Source organism: Bacillus sp. PK3-067 (assembly GCF_056738645.1).
Map to the genome: position 1 here is coordinate 3,707,599 of NZ_CP096490.1, position 17,624 is coordinate 3,725,222.

At 34.4% G+C, this 17,624-nt stretch carries 19 protein-coding genes; 6 read left to right on the forward strand and 13 right to left on the reverse strand.

Annotated features, from left to right (window positions below):
* Positions 1-78 precede the first annotated feature (78 nt).
* Entirely contained in the window at positions 79-1,161 is a 1,083-nt protein-coding gene (locus tag M1D73_RS18995; RefSeq protein WP_000932436.1) for a chitinase, read from the forward strand.
* A gap of 199 nt (positions 1,162-1,360) precedes the next feature.
* Here the strand turns inward: M1D73_RS18995 and M1D73_RS19000 are convergent, their stop codons facing one another.
* Positions 1,361-2,254, reverse strand: coding sequence for a metallophosphoesterase (locus tag M1D73_RS19000; RefSeq protein ID WP_001095335.1), 894 nt, complete (start codon positions 2,252-2,254; stop codon positions 1,361-1,363).
* 193 nt (positions 2,255-2,447) lie between these two features.
* On the opposite strand from M1D73_RS19000, the gene M1D73_RS19005 reads away from it, so the two are divergent.
* Entirely contained in the window at positions 2,448-3,263 is an 816-nt protein-coding gene (locus tag M1D73_RS19005) for a formate/nitrite transporter family protein (protein ID WP_000110545.1), read from the forward strand.
* Positions 3,264-3,402: 139 nt separating this feature from the next.
* Positions 3,403-3,675 carry an HU family DNA-binding protein gene (locus tag M1D73_RS19010; RefSeq protein WP_001043904.1) on the forward strand — a complete coding sequence of 91 codons (273 nt, stop codon included), beginning with the start codon at positions 3,403-3,405 and terminating at the stop codon, positions 3,673-3,675.
* Positions 3,676-3,690: 15 nt separating this feature from the next.
* On the opposite strand, the gene M1D73_RS19015 is transcribed toward M1D73_RS19010, so the two are convergent.
* The 11 genes from M1D73_RS19015 to M1D73_RS19065 all read right to left on the reverse strand — a co-directional run bounded on the left by M1D73_RS19015 (position 3,691) and on the right by M1D73_RS19065 (position 14,109).
* Positions 3,691-4,173, reverse strand: coding sequence for a GNAT family N-acetyltransferase (locus M1D73_RS19015; RefSeq protein ID WP_000910167.1), 483 nt, complete (start codon positions 4,171-4,173; stop codon positions 3,691-3,693).
* A gap of 156 nt (positions 4,174-4,329) precedes the next feature.
* Positions 4,330-6,750 (reverse strand): heavy metal translocating P-type ATPase, encoded by a 2,421-nt coding sequence (locus M1D73_RS19020; RefSeq protein WP_121868052.1) that lies wholly within the window; start codon positions 6,748-6,750, stop codon positions 4,330-4,332.
* A 95-nt stretch (positions 6,751-6,845) separates the two neighbouring features.
* Positions 6,846-7,052 (reverse strand): copper chaperone CopZ, encoded by a 207-nt coding sequence (gene copZ, locus M1D73_RS19025; RefSeq protein WP_000436973.1) that lies wholly within the window; start codon positions 7,050-7,052, stop codon positions 6,846-6,848.
* A 203-nt stretch (positions 7,053-7,255) separates the two neighbouring features.
* Positions 7,256-7,558 (reverse strand): metal-sensing transcriptional repressor, encoded by a 303-nt coding sequence (locus tag M1D73_RS19030; protein WP_000349637.1) that lies wholly within the window; start codon positions 7,556-7,558, stop codon positions 7,256-7,258.
* Between the two features lie 328 nt (positions 7,559-7,886).
* Positions 7,887-8,114, reverse strand: a complete 228-nt coding sequence (locus tag M1D73_RS19035; RefSeq protein ID WP_000849103.1) for a hypothetical protein — start codon at positions 8,112-8,114, stop codon at positions 7,887-7,889.
* 247 nt (positions 8,115-8,361) lie between these two features.
* The gene (locus M1D73_RS19040; RefSeq protein WP_001098699.1) at positions 8,362-9,180 is read right to left on the reverse strand and encodes an alpha/beta hydrolase; all 819 of its coding nucleotides are present in this window, start codon (positions 9,178-9,180) and stop codon (positions 8,362-8,364) included.
* 15 nt (positions 9,181-9,195) lie between these two features.
* Positions 9,196-10,017, reverse strand: coding sequence for an ABC transporter ATP-binding protein (locus M1D73_RS19045; RefSeq protein ID WP_000025766.1), 822 nt, complete (start codon positions 10,015-10,017; stop codon positions 9,196-9,198).
* A gap of 14 nt (positions 10,018-10,031) precedes the next feature.
* Positions 10,032-11,054: a FecCD family ABC transporter permease gene (locus M1D73_RS19050; RefSeq protein WP_000920450.1), complete on the reverse strand. Its 1,023-nt coding sequence runs from the start codon at positions 11,052-11,054 to the stop codon at positions 10,032-10,034.
* Positions 11,047-12,054 carry a FecCD family ABC transporter permease gene (locus M1D73_RS19055; RefSeq protein WP_001173042.1) on the reverse strand — a complete coding sequence of 336 codons (1,008 nt, stop codon included), beginning with the start codon at positions 12,052-12,054 and terminating at the stop codon, positions 11,047-11,049. The genes M1D73_RS19050 and M1D73_RS19055 overlap by 8 nt, the downstream gene beginning before the upstream one ends.
* Before the next feature lie 27 nt (positions 12,055-12,081).
* Positions 12,082-13,047, reverse strand: coding sequence for an iron-hydroxamate ABC transporter substrate-binding protein (locus tag M1D73_RS19060; RefSeq protein WP_001035506.1), 966 nt, complete (start codon positions 13,045-13,047; stop codon positions 12,082-12,084).
* Positions 13,048-13,350: 303 nt separating this feature from the next.
* Positions 13,351-14,109, reverse strand: coding sequence for an exodeoxyribonuclease III (locus M1D73_RS19065; RefSeq protein WP_000767620.1), 759 nt, complete (start codon positions 14,107-14,109; stop codon positions 13,351-13,353).
* A 153-nt stretch (positions 14,110-14,262) separates the two neighbouring features.
* Here M1D73_RS19065 and M1D73_RS19070 point away from each other — a divergent pair, with 153 nt between their 5' ends.
* Genes M1D73_RS19070 through M1D73_RS19080 form a run of 3 tightly spaced genes read left to right on the forward strand, consistent with a single transcriptional unit; the run spans position 14,263 to position 16,278 of the window.
* Positions 14,263-14,859: a bifunctional transcriptional activator/DNA repair enzyme AdaA gene (locus tag M1D73_RS19070; protein ID WP_000551322.1), complete on the forward strand. Its 597-nt coding sequence runs from the start codon at positions 14,263-14,265 to the stop codon at positions 14,857-14,859.
* The gene (locus tag M1D73_RS19075) at positions 14,840-15,370 is read left to right on the forward strand and encodes a methylated-DNA--[protein]-cysteine S-methyltransferase (RefSeq protein ID WP_001089842.1); all 531 of its coding nucleotides are present in this window, start codon (positions 14,840-14,842) and stop codon (positions 15,368-15,370) included. The genes M1D73_RS19070 and M1D73_RS19075 overlap by 20 nt, the downstream gene beginning before the upstream one ends.
* Positions 15,367-16,278, forward strand: a complete 912-nt coding sequence (locus tag M1D73_RS19080; RefSeq protein WP_000123503.1) for a DNA glycosylase — start codon at positions 15,367-15,369, stop codon at positions 16,276-16,278. The genes M1D73_RS19075 and M1D73_RS19080 overlap by 4 nt, the downstream gene beginning before the upstream one ends.
* A 38-nt stretch (positions 16,279-16,316) precedes the next feature.
* On the opposite strand, the gene pepT is transcribed toward M1D73_RS19080, so the two are convergent.
* A complete protein-coding gene (pepT, locus tag M1D73_RS19085) occupies positions 16,317-17,549 on the reverse strand; it encodes a peptidase T (protein WP_119684214.1) in 1,233 nt (410 codons plus the stop codon).
* Positions 17,550-17,624 lie beyond the last annotated feature (75 nt).

The window sequence follows — 17,624 nt, forward strand, 5'->3', positions numbered from 1 at the left end:
ACAAAAGAAAGAATTTTCAGATATTATTAAATAAACAAGATTATACATCTAGACAACTTTTTGTATAGGAGTGTTGATATGTTAAACAAGTTCAAATTTTTTTGTTGTATTTTAGTAATGTTCTTACTTCTACCGCTATCCCCTTTCCAAGCACAAGCAGCAAACAATTTAGGTTCAAAATTACTCGTTGGATATTGGCATAACTTTGATAACGGTACTGGCATTATTAAATTAAAAGACGTTTCACCAAAATGGGATGTAATCAATGTATCTTTTGGTGAAACTGGTGGTGATCGTTCCACTGTTGAATTTTCTCCTGTGTATGGTACAGATGCAGACTTCAAATCAGATATTTCTTATTTAAAAAGTAAAGGAAAGAAAGTAGTTCTTTCAATAGGTGGACAAAATGGAGTCGTTTTACTTCCTGACAATGCCGCTAAGGATCGTTTTATTAATTCCATACAGTCTCTAATCGATAAATACGGTTTTGATGGAATAGATATTGACCTTGAATCAGGTATTTACTTAAACGGAAATGATACTAATTTCAAAAATCCAACTACTCCCCAAATCGTAAATCTTATATCAGCTATTCGAACAATCTCAGATCATTATGGTCCAGATTTTCTATTAAGCATGGCTCCTGAAACAGCTTATGTTCAAGGCGGTTATAGCGCATATGGAAGCATATGGGGTGCATATTTACCAATTATTTACGGAGTGAAAGATAAACTAACATACATTCATGTTCAACACTACAACGCTGGTAGCGGGATTGGAATGGACGGTAATAACTACAATCAAGGTACTGCAGACTACGAGGTCGCTATGGCAGATATGCTCTTACATGGTTTTCCTGTAGGTGGTAATGCAAATAACATTTTCCCAGCTCTTCGTTCAGATCAAGTCATGATTGGGCTTCCAGCAGCACCAGCGGCAGCTCCAAGTGGTGGATACATTTCGCCAACTGAAATGAAAAAAGCTTTAAATTATATCATTAAAGGAGTTCCGTTCGGAGGAAAGTATAAACTTTCTAACCAGAGTGGCTATCCTGCATTCCGCGGCCTAATGTCTTGGTCTATTAATTGGGATGCAAAAAACAACTTCGAATTCTCAAATAACTATAGAACATATTTTGATGGTCTTTCCTTGCAAAAATAACAAAGTAAAACTATAATTAGCCCCCATCAATCGGACATTTATGGGCAATCAATGCAGGATAAAAACAGCAATAGGACCCTTTATAGGTCCTATTGTTGTTTTTTATTTATGAAAATTACTTTGTCACATCTAAAGTTTTAAGAAACTGTTTTCCATCGCCCAACATCGCACGTTCCTCCGAATCATATTGTTAAATATTCTAGTCACTCTTTTGCTTCAACACAAAAACTGAAAGTTCAGGTACACTACAAAATCTAACAGGCATCCTAGTAGTCCCAATACCACGATTTACATATAAATATAACTGCTTACTCTTCCCCTCCACTTCATACATACCTTCAACATAACTCTCAGCTAGTTTGGTAGTAATTAACGGACCTACAAAAGGGATTTGGACTTGTCCCCCGTGACTATGTCCTGACAGTTGAAGATCAACTGGGTAACGATTTATTTTGGTTACAACATCCGGCTCATGTACTAATAACATGTTGAAATCATTTTGTTTCAAGTTTTTTAAAGTTGAATCTATTTTCGGCTTCCCTAATAGAAAATCATCCAAACCTGATATTGTAATATATTTGCCGTTTTCCACTTTAATTTTCTGCACTTCATTTACTAATACAGAAAAACCAGCTTCCTCGATATATTTTTTGTAAAATAAACTACCGCCCCCGCCCCTATCATGATTCCCAAACACAGCATATTTCCCTAAGGGAGCATAAATTTTCTGCAAAATAGCCTTCGCTCCCTCTCTTTCTGCACTATAAGAACCAAATTTATCTATTAAATCTCCGGTAAAAACTACTATATCTGGATGTAATTCATTCATCTTCTCCACCAAATGTTCAAGTTGCTTCAATGTAAACTCTGGCCCTAAATGTACATCTGAAAACTGTAATATTTTTTTATTATTAAATTCTTTAGGAATTGCAGAAGCTTCTATTTCATTCCATGTAACTGTTACTAGTTTTCGTTCTATTTCTGTCGCATAATAATACAAACTTACTAGTATCATTAATATACTTATAAAACTAATAATAAATATCTTTACGATTGATTTTTTTCGTTCTTTTTTTACATGATTCGTATTCATGTTTTCACCTCTAGAAACACTTTAAATCCTTATTGTTACATTAATGTGACAACATGAACAATGTTATTAATATGTAATTTCCTCCCTATTCACTTTGACAATTTTATACAGAAGTCATACCATATTTTTATAATACATATATTTTCGAATCTTTTTCTATTCATTCCATCATTTTATTACGGAGGGGTTATTCATGTCTGTATTTACACCAGAAGAAATTACGGAACTTGCTGCGAATTCCGGAAGGAAAAAAGCTCATTTATCATTACTCCCTATGCTAATTCTCGGTTTTTTTGGCGGTGCTTTTATCGCATTAGGGTATTTACTCGATATTCATGTTATTGGAACAATGCCAAAATATTGGGGATCATTTACTAGTTTTCTAGGCGCTGCTGTATTCCCTATCGGTCTTATTCTCGTTATTCTTGCAGGCGGTGAACTAGTAACTGGTAACATGATGACAGTTTCTATGGCTTGGCTTCAAAAGAAAATTACTTTATTTCATTTCATACGAAATTTAGTTATTGTTACGTTTAGCAATTTCATAGGGGCTGTATTTGTAGCCTACTTTTTCGGCCATATCGTTGGCTTAACTGAAGGAGCTTTTTTAGCGAAAACTATTTCTATCGCTCAAGCGAAACTACAAGATACACCATTGCAAGCATTTATTTCTGCAATCGGATGTAATTGGCTCGTTTGTTTAGCTGTTTGGCTCAGTATGGGAAGTAAAGAATTTATCGGAAAGATTATCGGTATTTGGTTCCCAGTTATGACTTTTGTTGCGATTGGATTTCAACACGTTGTAGCAAATATGTTTGTCATCCCAGCCGCAATTTTTGCCGGTCATTTCACTTGGGCTGAATATTTTCCAAACTTTATTTTTGTTTTCTTTGGAAATTTAGTAGGAGGTATGTTATTTGTAGCACTACCTTACTTCATATCTTATAATAAGAAACTATCTTCTTATCAAGAGAAGACTGAAATGAAGAACAAATCTCTGTCGGCTTAAATAGAATGTCTATAAAGAACCCTAAAAATATTACAAATTTCATTTTTTTTGCGAATATATGTACGTACACTTGTTCTCGAATGTTTTATACGTTATAATAACAACTTAAATAGCATTATTTACATATGAGGTGAAAAACATGAACAAAACAGAATTAATTAAAAACGTAGCACAAAATGCTGAGATTTCTCAAAAAGAAGCTACTGTAGTTGTACAAACTGTAGTAGAATCAATCACTAACACTTTAGCTGCTGGTGAAAAAGTACAACTTATCGGATTCGGTACATTCGAAGTTCGCGAAAGAGCTGCTCGTACAGGCCGTAACCCACAAACTGGTGAAGAAATGCAAATCGCAGCTTCTAAAGTACCTGCTTTCAAAGCTGGTAAAGAACTAAAAGAAGCTGTAAAATAATGAAAAATATCCTTCTCATTTATGAGAAGGATATTTTTTCATAACATAATTAATAAAAATCTGACCATTATGCTGTTTCTTTTGTTCTTTTATGCAAATAAAATCTTTACTTTCAAAAAAAGGTTTTGCGGTAATGCTCGCCTCTGTATATATCTCCCTATGTCCCAAGTTCACTGCTTCTTTTTCTAACTTCTGTAGTATGTATGAAGCGACTCTTTTCCCTTGATAATCTTTATGCGTAAATAAACGATCTACGTAACGATCATCGTTATAATCCCCAAACCCCACAATCATACCTTTATGATCCGCTACATAGCTAATATTCTTTTCTAAAGACTGTAACCAATTTTCTCTATCTAGTCGCTCCGGTGCCCACGCCTGTAGCTGTAACTCATTATAATCTTTTGCATTAACCGTATGAACTGTTTCATAGAACAATTGTAATACTTGATCTAAATCTTTTTTCTGGAATGTTCTAATTATAATATCTTTTAACATATATAAGTCTCCTTACCAAACTACCTCTTAACTTTTCTACTACATACGATTCTATATTTCTGCTTTATTATATCGTTTTAATTTCTATACGAACAAAAAAACAATACTTATTCAAGTATTGTTTTTTAATTCTATTCAATTACTTAATGTAGCTTTTTAAGGTTTTAATTTAACTCTTTGTAATCGTAATGCATTTAATACAACGGATACAGAACTAAATGCCATCGCTGCTCCAGCAACCCAAGGGGCTAAGAAACCTAATGCCGCAATTGGAATTCCTAACGCGTTATAAGCTAATGCCCAGAATAAATTTTGTTTAATATTTCTTATCGTCATTTTACTCATAAATATCGCATCAGCAATACTATTTAAGTCACCGCGGATTAACGTTATATCCGCTGCTTCCATCGCTACATCCGTTCCCGTTCCAATTGCCATACCAATGTTCGCTGTAGCAAGAGCAGGAGCATCATTTATCCCGTCTCCAACCATCGCTACTTTCTTACCATTTGCTTGCAGTTTTTTCACTTCTTCTGCTTTTCCTTCTGGCAATACTTCTGCAATTACGTGATCAATACCAACTTGCTTTGCAATTGCCTGAGCAGTTTGTGTATTATCTCCTGTAATCATCACAACGTCTAGACCCATTTTTTTCAGTCTTGCGATAGCTGCTTTTGAAGTATCTTTCACAGTATCTGCAACGGCAACTATACCAGCATATTCTTTATCGATTGCAATAAGCATTGCTGTTTTTCCTTCTCGTTCTAGCGCTTCCATTGATTTAGAAACTTCTTCAATATCAATATTGAATTTCTTCATTAATCGACGTGTACCAATTAATAAGTGTTTTCCTTCTACAACTGATTCGATACCAAATCCCGGAATCGCTTCAAACGTTTCTGAACTCGGGATATCAATTTTCTTTTCTTTAATTCCTTCTACAATCGCTTCTGCAAGCGGATGTTCAGAATTTCTTTCTGCTGCCCCTACTAATCTAAGCAGTTCATTTTCATTGAATCCATCTGCTACAATTACATCTGTTAATACCGGCTTCCCATTTGTCACTGTACCCGTTTTATCTAGAATAACCGTATCTAATCGGTGCGTTGCTTCTAAATGCTCTCCACCTTTAAATAAAATACCATACTCAGCCGATCTTCCTGATCCTGCCATAATAGATGTAGGCGTTGCAAGACCTAATGCACATGGACAAGCAATAACAAGTACTGCTATCATTTTCTCAAGTGCTCCGCCAAAATCACCAGGTGTAACAAATATCATCCATACTGCAAATGTGATAATCGCAATCACAACTACAACCGGTACGAAAATACCTGAAATTTGATCTGCTACCCTTTGAATAGGAGCTTTTGAACCTTGTGCCTCTTCTACTACTTTAATAATTTGAGCTAATGCAGTATCTCTTCCTACCTTAGTTGCTTTCACTTTTAAAAATCCATTTTTATTTATTGTCGAACCTATTACTACATCCCCAATTGACTTATCAACAGGAATACTTTCACCCGTTAACATCGATTCATCAATTGCTGACTTTCCTTCTACAATCTCACCATCTACTGGTATTTTTTCACCAGGCTTTACATAGACGATATCACCAGTTACTACTTCTTCAATCAAAATTTTTATTTCTGTTCCATCTCGCACAACTGTAGCTGTCTTCGCTTGTAAACCCATCAATTTTTTAATTGCTTCTGATGAGCGCCCTTTTGCTTTCGCTTCAAATAATTTACCTAAAATAATTAATGTAATAAGTACCGCACTCGTTTCAAAATATAAATCTGTCATATGTTCCGAAGAACCAATAGATTGAATACTTAAATATACACTATAGAAGTACGCGGCCGACGTTCCAAGCGCCACGAGAACATCCATATTAGCACTTTTATTGCGTAACGCTTTATAAGCCCCAACATAAAACTGTCCACCAATGATAAATTGAACAGGAGTTGCAAGTGCTAGTTGCACCCAAGGGTTCATTAACATATCCGGTAAATAAATAAATGACGTAAATGAGAAATGACTAACCATTGCCCACAATAATGGGAAAGATAAAATAAACGAAATAATAAACTTCTTCTTTTGTCTTTCAATTTCTTGTAATCGATGATCAGTTGATTCATCTTGATCATCTGGTTTCACTTCTAATTTATATCCTAGCTTCGTAATCGCGCTCTTCATTTCATTTACATTAACTTCATCAGGGTTAAAGTCTACTGTGGCTGATTCTAAAGCAAAATTTACTGTCGCCTTGTTCACACCATCTAACTTATTTAAACGCTTTTCAACTCTATTTGCACATGCTGCACATGTCATTCCTGAAACAGTAAATTCAGCTTTATCACTTACAATTCCATATCCTAATGATTCAACTTTTTCTTTAAATTGTTGCGGATTTGTTTTAGTTGGATCGTACATTATTTTTGTTTTTTCAAGCGCAAAATTTACATTTGCCTCATGAACACCTTCTACTTTTTTTAGACCTTTTTCAATTCTATTTGCACATGCCGCACATGTCATTCCTGATATTTGAAGATTGGCCTCTTTTTTTTCATTCATGTCTCTCACCTCTATATACCCTTATGAGGTATAATGATTAGCAAAATAAATCGTACTTCATTTAAAGTACGATTTATTTTCATATCTAAAAATAATTATTGAACATCGTATCCTTGATCTTCGATTACAGCAACGATATCTTTTAATGTGACAGCAGACGAGTCGATAGTAACTTCAACAGTTCCTTCTGCTAATTGAACCTTCACTTGTTCAACACCGTTTAGCTCTTTCACACTGCTTTCGATAGCATTTACACAATGTCCACAAGACATACCTTCAACCTGTAATGTTAACTGTTCCATTTAAAATCCTCCTCTTGTTTATTCATTGTTTGTTAATCACAATTATATCTTACCATACCCCCCTAAGGTAATCAATGGTTTTGTATCATGATTTTTCAATTATTTTCTAAAAGTTTATTTTACACACACTTTTTCACTACAATACACCCAAATCCAATATGAGGGTAAACAAAAAAACAAGCCAGTTAAATACTAGCTTGTTTTTACGCTTTTGAAAAACGTTCAAATACTGTCATTAATTCTTCAATTGCTTCGTCACCATTTCCATTTTTAATAGCTCCTGAAACACAATGACTCGTATGATTTTTGAGAACGCCCATTCCTACTTTTTTCATCGCTGCATTAATCGCTGAAATTTGCACTAAAATATCTACGCAATAACGATCATTTTCAATCATGTTTTGAATACCGCGGACCTGTCCTTCAATTCTCTTTAATCTATTTATAATCTGTTCTTTTTCTTTTTCTGATCTATGTGTTACTGCTTCATGCTCTTTATGATCCATATTATCACCTTCTTAAAGTTTCTCTTCATCCAATAAAACAATTGTTTTTTATGAGTATACCAATTATAGCATTAAATATCTACGCATGATACCCCATAAGAGTATATTTACACTTTATGATTATTCTTAACAACGCATTAGCTTCTTAATCTCAATTTTCAGTATACCCTTTCCTTTTTGTCAAAAAATCATTATATCTCTCATCAAAATTCAATAAAGTGAAACAAGAATAAGCGGGGATTACCCGCCCCCGCTTATTCTTCGTCTATAATGTTTTAATTTAAATTTTCAGATATTTAACCCGAGAATTTTTTCTTTCCATATATAATTATTGCTGATCACATACTTTTGTATCATTCACTACTGAAGTTCCTTCAACGGTTACCGTATGAAAACAGTCATTTACTCGAACTGTCACAACATTATCTTGCCGATCAATGATATGATATTCATTAAAATTTTTATTTAGAGCACTGCGAATTTGTTCTCCTTCATAAATTGGAATGCCATGTGATAGAACCCAAATAAGTCCAGCGATAGCAAGAATTGTTTTCATACGATCTACCTCCTTGGGAATATAGTGAACTTTTCATCCATGCTTTTTCAGCTCTACGAATCCTGATTGTAATAAACCAAGCCTTTTGGAAATAAGTTCATTTCGTCTATTTTATGTTTATGCTAATTGTGACCGAATTGTGACAACTTTTTGTCTCTTTAGACGAAAAGTTGAAACAAAACTTTCGAAAAGGACAATTCTACACATTAAAAAAGGTTATGGAATGTTTCATCCATAACCTTTTTTCCTATACGTAACTAATAAACCTCAATCCTTTACTTAAAGACGTCGGCACAACAGATGCATGATTCTCCCCTTCAGCTTCATAAAACTTAAATTTAAGTTTATCGTGGTTTACTTGGAGAAGGCGCTCTGATAATTCATTTGCACCTACAACCATATGCTCTCGTTCAAGTGATCCAACTGTAAGGAACACTCCTGTTTCAAACTTAGCATTGTTTAATTCAATTATAAGGTTCTCTTCTTTTTCAAGAACGGATTTATTATTCCACCATATAGATGGACTACTAATAAAATAATTTTGAAAAGCATTCAAGTTTGTAAATAGTATATGCAAAGCGAATAGGCCACCTAAAGAATGCCCAAATAAAGTTTGCTTACCTTTATCAATCTCAAAATTCTTTTCAATTTGTGGTTTCAGTTCTTCTTCAATAAAAGTAAAGAAATTATGTGCTCCTCCTGTTTTAGGCCACGGTTTACCGTCTGGTTTTAAAGGGGCATCTTTTGAAATTACGCTAGGCGTAAAATCATAGCACCTTTCTTCCCCTGAAAATGCGCCTTCAATTGGATAACCCACTCCTACTATAATAGCTGGTGAAACACCGGTTTTTTCCGCTCTTACTGATTGTATTTTAACTGCTTCATGAAATGTTTGAAAAAAGGCATTGCCATCTAATACGTAAATGACAGGATATCCTGAATCCGGTGCTGGTTGCTTCGGCTTTGAAATATGAATTTGATATTCCTTACCTTCTAATTTTGAATACATTTTCCACTGCTCTGTATTAGATGTTATAATCTGCTGTTTTTCAACTGTAGTATTCACCCTATCCCCCCCTTTTTAACTTGTTACATATATTTCGATTTTTTCTTCTTGAGATACAACGCTATCATAACCGAAACAAACAGGAGCCCCGTTATACGGATCAATCATGACACGCGCATCAATATGAAATACTTCTTTTAACACTTCATTTGTAATGATTTCTTCTGGGCTACCAGTTGTAACAATTTCGCCTTCCTTCATTGCAATAATTTCATCTGAAAACCTTGATGCATGGTTAATATCATGTAATACCATAACAACCGTACAATTATGTTCTTTATTTAACTTCTCCACAATTTGTAATACATCTAATTGATGAGACATATCAAGGTATGTAGTTGGCTCATCTAATAGCAACACTTCTGTCTCTTGTGCTAATGCCATCGCTAGCCATACCTTTTGTCTTTGACCACCTGATAAATTTGCAATTTGTCTCGTTCGAAATTCAGAAGTTTTCGTTATATCTAATGCCCAATCAATCATTTCTTTATCTTTTGTCGTTAACTTATTTACGTTATTTCGATGTGGATAGCGTCCATAAGAAATTAATTCTTCCACTTTAAGCTCACCTGGTGCAATTGGAGTTTGCGGGAGTAAAGCTAACTGCTTCGCAATTTCTTTCGTTGGAATTGTATGTAAATCCTGTCCTTGCAAATATACTTTACCGCTTTTTTGTTTTAAAATTCTTCCCATTGTTTTTAACAATGTCGATTTACCGCAACCGTTTGGACCTATAATTGTCGTTACTTTTCCTTCTTGTATTTCCACATTTAAATCGCGAAACACTGTAAGCTTTTCATAACTTGTTTCTAAATTTTTTGCACTTAAAATACTCACTTTTATTCCTCCTCTTACGCTTTCGCCTTATAAAGTAAATATAAGAAATACGGTACACCGACAATAGAAATAACGATTCCCACTGGTAGCTCTACAGGTGTAAAAACTGTTTTCGCAATAAAGTCTGAAGCAATTACAAGAAACATTCCGATTACGCCGCACGTAGGAATTATATACTTATGTTGAATACCGACAAGCCTTTTCGCTATATGCGGTGCCATTAAGCCAATAAAACCGATACTCCCTGAAACAGCAACACATGCGCTCACAAGCCCGATACTACTTAATAGTAAAATCGATTTCTCTCTTTCTACTGAAACACCTAAACTTGTAATACTCGTTTCTTCCAATTGAAATAAATCTAATAAATAAGCTTTCTTTTGTATAAGCGGAATTAAGATAATAAGCCATGGTAACATAGCCACAATATACTTCCAGTTTGCACTATATATGCTTCCAGACACCCACACTGCGGCCATTTCAAAATCAGTTGACTTCATTTTGAGTGATAAGTACATAGAAAAGGCTCCAAATCCTGATCCAATTGCAATCCCTGTTAATAAAAGTCGCTGCGAATCTAATTTACCGTTTTTCCAAGAAAACAGATAAATGATGATAGCTGCACCTAATCCGCCTACTAAACCAAACATTGGCATCATCATAATAGAAACCCAGTCTGTGCTTTTTAATTGCCCTTGAAAGAAAAACATAAAAATGACAATCGCTGTTCCTGCTCCGGCATTTACGCCTAAAATACCTGGGTCCGCCAACCCATTTCTCGTAATCCCTTGAATAACGGCACCCGCAACACCAAGGCCTAATCCTACTAATCCAGCAATTACGATGCGCGGAAGGCGAAACTCAAAAATAACTAAATCATGTTCTGGTACTGGATCAATTCTAAACAGTGTTTTAAATACATCTGTAATCGTAATGTCGAACGTACCATTTGTTAAACTAATATAAATAGCACATAGTATTAAAAATATAATAATCCCCATCGTCATTCCGAAACGTTGACTTGAACTTTTAAGCATGTCTCTCTCCTCCTCTAGTACGGATTAAATAAAGGAAGAAAGGAATTCCAATTAAAGAGGTAACGACTCCAATAGGTGTTTCAAATGGATAGTTTACAAATCTACTCAAAACGTCACATAACGCTAAGAAAACGCCACCAATAACACCTGCACATGGCAAAATCCACTTATAATCTACCCCAATTATAAAGCGCGTAATGTGCGGAATAATTAAACCTACAAAACCAACTTTCCCCACTAAAGCAACTGCTGTTCCTGTTAAGAAAATTACCGATAAAATTGCCATCGCTTTAACTAGTTTTGTACGTTGCCCTAAATTAATAGAAACCTCTTCGCCTAATGAAAGAATGGTAATAGATTTTGATATTAACAATGCTAAAATTATTCCAATTATCCCAAACGGTATCGTGATTTTAATGATATTAGGATCTACTTGATCTAACTTTGCATTAAACCAAAAACTAACATTTTGAGAAATTTGGAAATACGAAGCCATTGCAGCCGATACACTACTTAAAAATGTTCCAATAACTGTTCCTATAATCGCTAACCTAACTGGTGATAAGCCATTTTGAAGGAGCGAACCAAAACCAAACACGATACCGGCTCCTAGTGCAGAACCAATCATTGAACATACAACCATACCAATTGATGACATTCCCGGAAGAAAAATCATGCTAAGTGTAATAACAAAGGCAGCGCCATCCGTCACACCCATAATAGAAGGGGATGCAAGATAGTTTCTTGTCATCCCCTGCATAAGTGCTCCTGATATGGCTAGAAATGCTCCGACTAAAAGAGCTGCAACTACCCTTGGTAAACGTGAAGTAATAATAATATTATGATTTACATCGCTTGAATCAAAATGAAATAATGCGTTCCACACTGTTTCAGCGTCAATACTTTTTGCCCCATACAAAATCGAAAGTATAATTGTAAATAAGATGAGTATGGGTGCTATACATAATATAGTTACTGGTACTGCATTTGTTTTCTGCATATCATTCAACGCACCTTACTTATTGTATTATTTAGATAAATTTTTCACGGCTTCTTTTAAGAATGCTGTTTTACTCCAAGCTGTACCACCTTGTGCCATTGGATCTACAACATTTACAAATACTTTCTTTTCCTTCGCAGCATTCATACTTTGCCAAATTGGATTACTTTCAATTTCTTCTAACACTTTCGGGTTTTTATTTTCACTTGCCTCATATTGTAAGAAAATATAATCTGGGTTAAGTTCAGCAAGTTTTTCAAATGAAATTTTCTCTTGTGCTTTTACAGTTTTCAATTGTTCTGGAGCAGTTAGTCCAAGATCTTTATAAATTACAGGATTGAAGTATACTCCTTCTGGATATAGGAATAATTCGTTTGCTCTTAGTCTTATGACAAGTACTTTTTTATCTTTTAACTTATCTCCTAGTTTTGCTTTTGCTTTTTCAGCGTCCGAATTGTAATCCTTAATAATTTTTTCGGCTTTATCTTTTTTACCAGTTAATTCTCCCATTAACTTTAAGTTATCTTCCCAATTTGTTGAAACGTGTGATACCGGGAATGTAGGAGCTACTTTCGTAAACTTTTCAGCTGTTTCTGCTGGGAATTTCGTACTCGATGTAATAACATCTGGTTTTAATTGTAGTAATGTTTCGAAATTGGGTTGCATTTTCTCACCAACAGATTTAGCACCTTCTAACTCTTTTTCAAGATATTTTGGTAATTTACCACCTACAGTAATGGCACCAACTGGTTTAATTCCAAGTACTGCCGCATCTTCCATTGACTCTAAACTAGCTGTCGCAATTTTATCTACTTTTGCTGGCACTGTATACTCTTTACCTAAATATGTGATTTTTCGTTTTTCATCTTTTTTCGTTTCCGTAGCTTTTGTCTGTTGTTTTTGCTCGCCTGAAGTTTTATCCGCACTATTACATGCCGCTAAACCTACACTTAAAACTGTAACCATCCCTAAAGTAAATAATTTCTTGTTCATCTTTATATGTCTCCTCTCGAATTTTCAAACTATATTCTCAATAAAATTTAACTATATGAACCTTGTCCCATATATATATTTCATTAGATTAATAATTTTATCCAGAACTCATTCCCGTTCACTTCCCCTAGACTATAATTCTTTTACGCCTTCATCACTTGATAATCATTTTCACTGATAATGATTATCGTTACTAAGTATATATTTAATATGAAATTATTTCAAGAATGATTTGAAAAATTTTAACAAACTGAATTAAAAAAAGAAGTATCTCCCTAATATTAGGGAGATACTTCTTTTTTTTTAGAAATTTATATGTAATTCAACTGGACAATGGTCTGACCCCATTACTTCACTATTAATTTTCGCTTCTGTTATTTGGTCTTTCATTCTTTCCGAAACAACAAAATAATCTAAACGCCATCCGATATTTTTCGCTCTCGCGCCCATACGATACGACCACCACGAGTATGCACCTTCTTGATTAGGATAAAGGTAACGATATGTATCAATAAATCCTTCTTCTAAAATACATGAAAATTTCTCTCGTTCCTCATCAGAGAATCCAGGATTTTCACGATTACTTTTCGGATTTTTCAAATCGATTTCTTTATGAGCAACATTTAAGTCTCCACAAAAAATAACTGGTTTCTTCTCATCTAATCGTTTGATATAGGACCTGAAATCATCTTCCCATTTCATTCTGTAATCTAATCGTTCTAATCCACGTTTTGAATTTGGTGTATATAACGTTATCATGTAAAAATCTTCGAATTCTAAAGTAATAAGTCGCCCTTCTTGATCATGCTCTTCAATGCCTAAACCATATGTAACTGAAAGCGGTTCTTTTTTCGAAAAAATAGCAGTTCCTGAATATCCTTTTTTCACAGCATAATTCCAGTATGTATAATATCCCTCTAAATTTAAATCAATTTGCCCTTCTTGTAATTTAATCTCTTGTAGACAAAATATGTCAGCACTTGATTCCTCAAGATATTCCAAAAATCCACCTTTTGCGATAACAGCTCGCAAACCATTTACATTCCATGAAATTAACTTCATTTATAGTCCTCCTCTTGATGTTTATTTCCAAATTTCATGCTATCACAAAATAGAAAACAATCATATTTTCACCTTTGTAATCTTGCTCTTACATTTATGAATACATACATACGCACTTTATTCAGGTTATACTAATTTCAGAGGTGATGTTCTATGCACAATGAAGGAGTTACATTAACAAATGAGTATTGGCAAGCAATTATTCATAATGATTCTTCCTATGATAGCAAATTCTTTTATGCTGTGAAATCAACTGGAATCTTTTGCAGACCATCATGCAAATCAAGAATACCGAATAGAAACAATGTACGAATTTTTCATCATGCAGAGCAAGCATTAAGTGAGAACTTTCGCCCGTGCAAACGTTGTAAGCCAAATGGGATCACTTTACCTAATGAAGAGTGGGTAGAACAAATTAAAGACTATATCGAAAAGCATTATGACGAATCCTTAACTCTCGACATGCTTGCGGAAATGTGTCACGGTAGCCCTTTTCATTTACAACGTACTTTCAAAAGAATAATAGGGTTAACTCCTATAGAATATATACAACAATTCAGGGTTCTTAAAGCAACCGAATACCTTTTACACACAAATCAATCTATTAAAGAAATTAGTACTGCTGTCGGGATAGAAAACCCAGAGTATTTCGCAACTTTATTTAAAAAGAAAACCGGATTTACTCCTACTGAATATCGAAAAAAGAACGAAATGAAAGAGGGATACGATAATGAATTCCTACAAAAATAATTATATATATTGGACGCTACTTACACATAAAAATTGGCGATTTCATATTGCTGCAACTGAAAATGGACTATGTTTCATTGGATCACAAGACGAAAACTTTGAAGAATTAAATATATGGGCTAGAAAAAAACTGCCCCAACATATATTGACCCATAGTCCAGGTTACTTGCAAATATATACGCAAGAAGTTATCGAGTATTTAGAAAACAAGCGAGAAACTTTTACATTTCCTATCGATGCTTATGGAACTAATTTTCAATTATCTGTTTGGAATACGGTACGTGAAATTCCTTATGGAAAGACATATTCTTATACAGAAATTGCTGAAAGAATTCAAAAACCTAAAGCTGTGCGCGCCGTTGCTTCTGCTATTGCTGCTAACCCTCTTCTTATTACCATTCCTTGTCACCGCGTTATTGGGAAGAATGGGAAACTAACCGGATTTAGGGGTGGATTAGAAATGAAGAAAAAATTGCTTACATTAGAAAAGTTGCAGGTGGAATTCATATGACAGCAGAATATAATAGCGCATTATCTATAGCAGTTCCAAAAGAATTTTGTTTCCAAGAAAATTTACGTTATCTATCACGCTCTAACAATGAATGTATGTTCCATATTGAAGATAACAAAATTTATAAAGTTATCCCTGTTCAAGATGTAAATCCTTTAGTTGAAATTAGTGTGAATACAGATGGGAATATTCAAATACGTTGTTTAGAAGAACCATATACATCTGAAAAATCGATACGTGAAGCTGTAGTTAACTATGTAAAAGAATGGTTTGATTTAACTACTGATTTAGCCCCATTTTATACATTAGCTAAACATGATTTACTCCTTCAAGGACCAATTGAACAATATTATGGCCTTCGTACTTTAGGCATTCCAGACTTATTTGAGGCACTTTCCTGGGGAATTATCGGTCAACAAATTAACTTAACATATGCTTATACACTAAAAAGGAGATTAGTTGAGCAATTTGGAAGTTATGTAGAATGGGACGATAGAAAACATTGGATATTCCCATCACCTGAAACAATTGCAAATCTACATGTAGAAAATCTTCAACAATTAAAAATGACGACTAGAAAATGTGAATATTTAATCGGTATTGCGAAGCTTATTACAGAGAGAAAATTATCAAAAGAGGATTTACTGCAAACACAAGATGTAAAGGTTGCTGAGAAACAATTAACTGCTATCCATGGTATAGGACCATGGACTGCCAACTATGTTTTAATGCGTTGTTTAAGATTTCCTTCGGCTTTTCCAATTGATGATGTTGGTCTGCATAATGCAATTAAATTTATAACAGGTTCCGAAAATAAACCGACAAAAAATGAAATAAAAGATTTCGCGGCAAACTGGGCTAATTGGGAGTCTTATGCGACTTTTTATTTGTGGCGAGTACTATATTAAAAGAACCAAGTAGCACATTCGTACTACTTGGTTCTTTTTTAAGCTTGCTCCTCAAAACGTCTTGCAATTTCCACAATAACTTGAACGGCTTTTTCCATAGTATCTACCGAAACATACTCAAATTTACCGTGATAGTTTTCACCACCAGTGAAAATATTCGGCGTCGGTAATCCCATATATGATAATTGTGATCCATCTGTGCCTCCGCGAATCGGATGAATATTTGGTTCAATGTCTAAACTTTTCATTGCTTCATATGCAATATCAACAATTTCTCTTACCGGTTCAATTTTTTCAAGCATGTTATAGTATTGATCATTCATTTCTAAAACGACTGCATCTTCGCCATATTTTTCTTGCATAGTCTTCACAATATTTTTAACGTTATTTTTACGTGCCTCAAAATTTTCACGATCAAAGTCTCGAATAATATAATATGCTTTACTTTGCTCAACATCACCATTTAAAGAAAGTAAATGATAGAATCCTTCATAGCCTTCTGTATATTCTGGCGCATCTTCTACTGGTAAATACCCATTAAACTCCATAGCAAGTTTAGTAGCATTGCGCATTTTATTTTTTGCTGTTCCAGGATGTGTATTCGTTCCGTTAAACGTTAACTTAGCACCTGCAGCATTAAAACTTTCATACTCTAAACCACCTAATGGACCTCCATCCATCGTATAAGCGAATGATGCACCAAACGCTTCTACATCAAAATGCGCTGGCCCACGACCAATTTCTTCATCCGGTGTAAATGCTACTCTTATTTTCCCGTGCTTAATTTGTGGATTATGTATTAAATGGTTCATTGCAACCATAATTTCTGTAAGACCAGCTTTATCATCTGCTCCTAGAAGTGTTGTACCATCAGTTGTAATAATGGTATGTCCTTTATATGATGGTAATTCCGGGAACTGCTCTGGTGTTAACACAACATTTAGCTCTTCATTTAACGTAATTGCATTACCATCAAAATTTTCATAAATTTGTGGTTTGACGTTTTTCCCTGTAAAGTCTGTTGCCGTATCTAAATGGGCTAAAAATCCGATTACAGGAACATCCTTGTCCGTATTAGCTGGAAGTGTTGCCATTACATAGCCATTATCATCCATCGTTACTTCTGTTAAACCAATTTCTTTTAGCTCTTCCACTAATAACTTACCAAACTCAATTTGTCCTGGTGTTGTTGGTACTGTATGACTTTCTTCATTTGATTGCGTATCAATTTTTACATATCTCGTAAATCTTTCAATAAGTTCTTGTTTCAAGTTCATTCACTCCCTTTTATGTTCCTCCCTCCATTATAATCCTTAAAACGAAATATTTTAACTTTTTTGACTGTG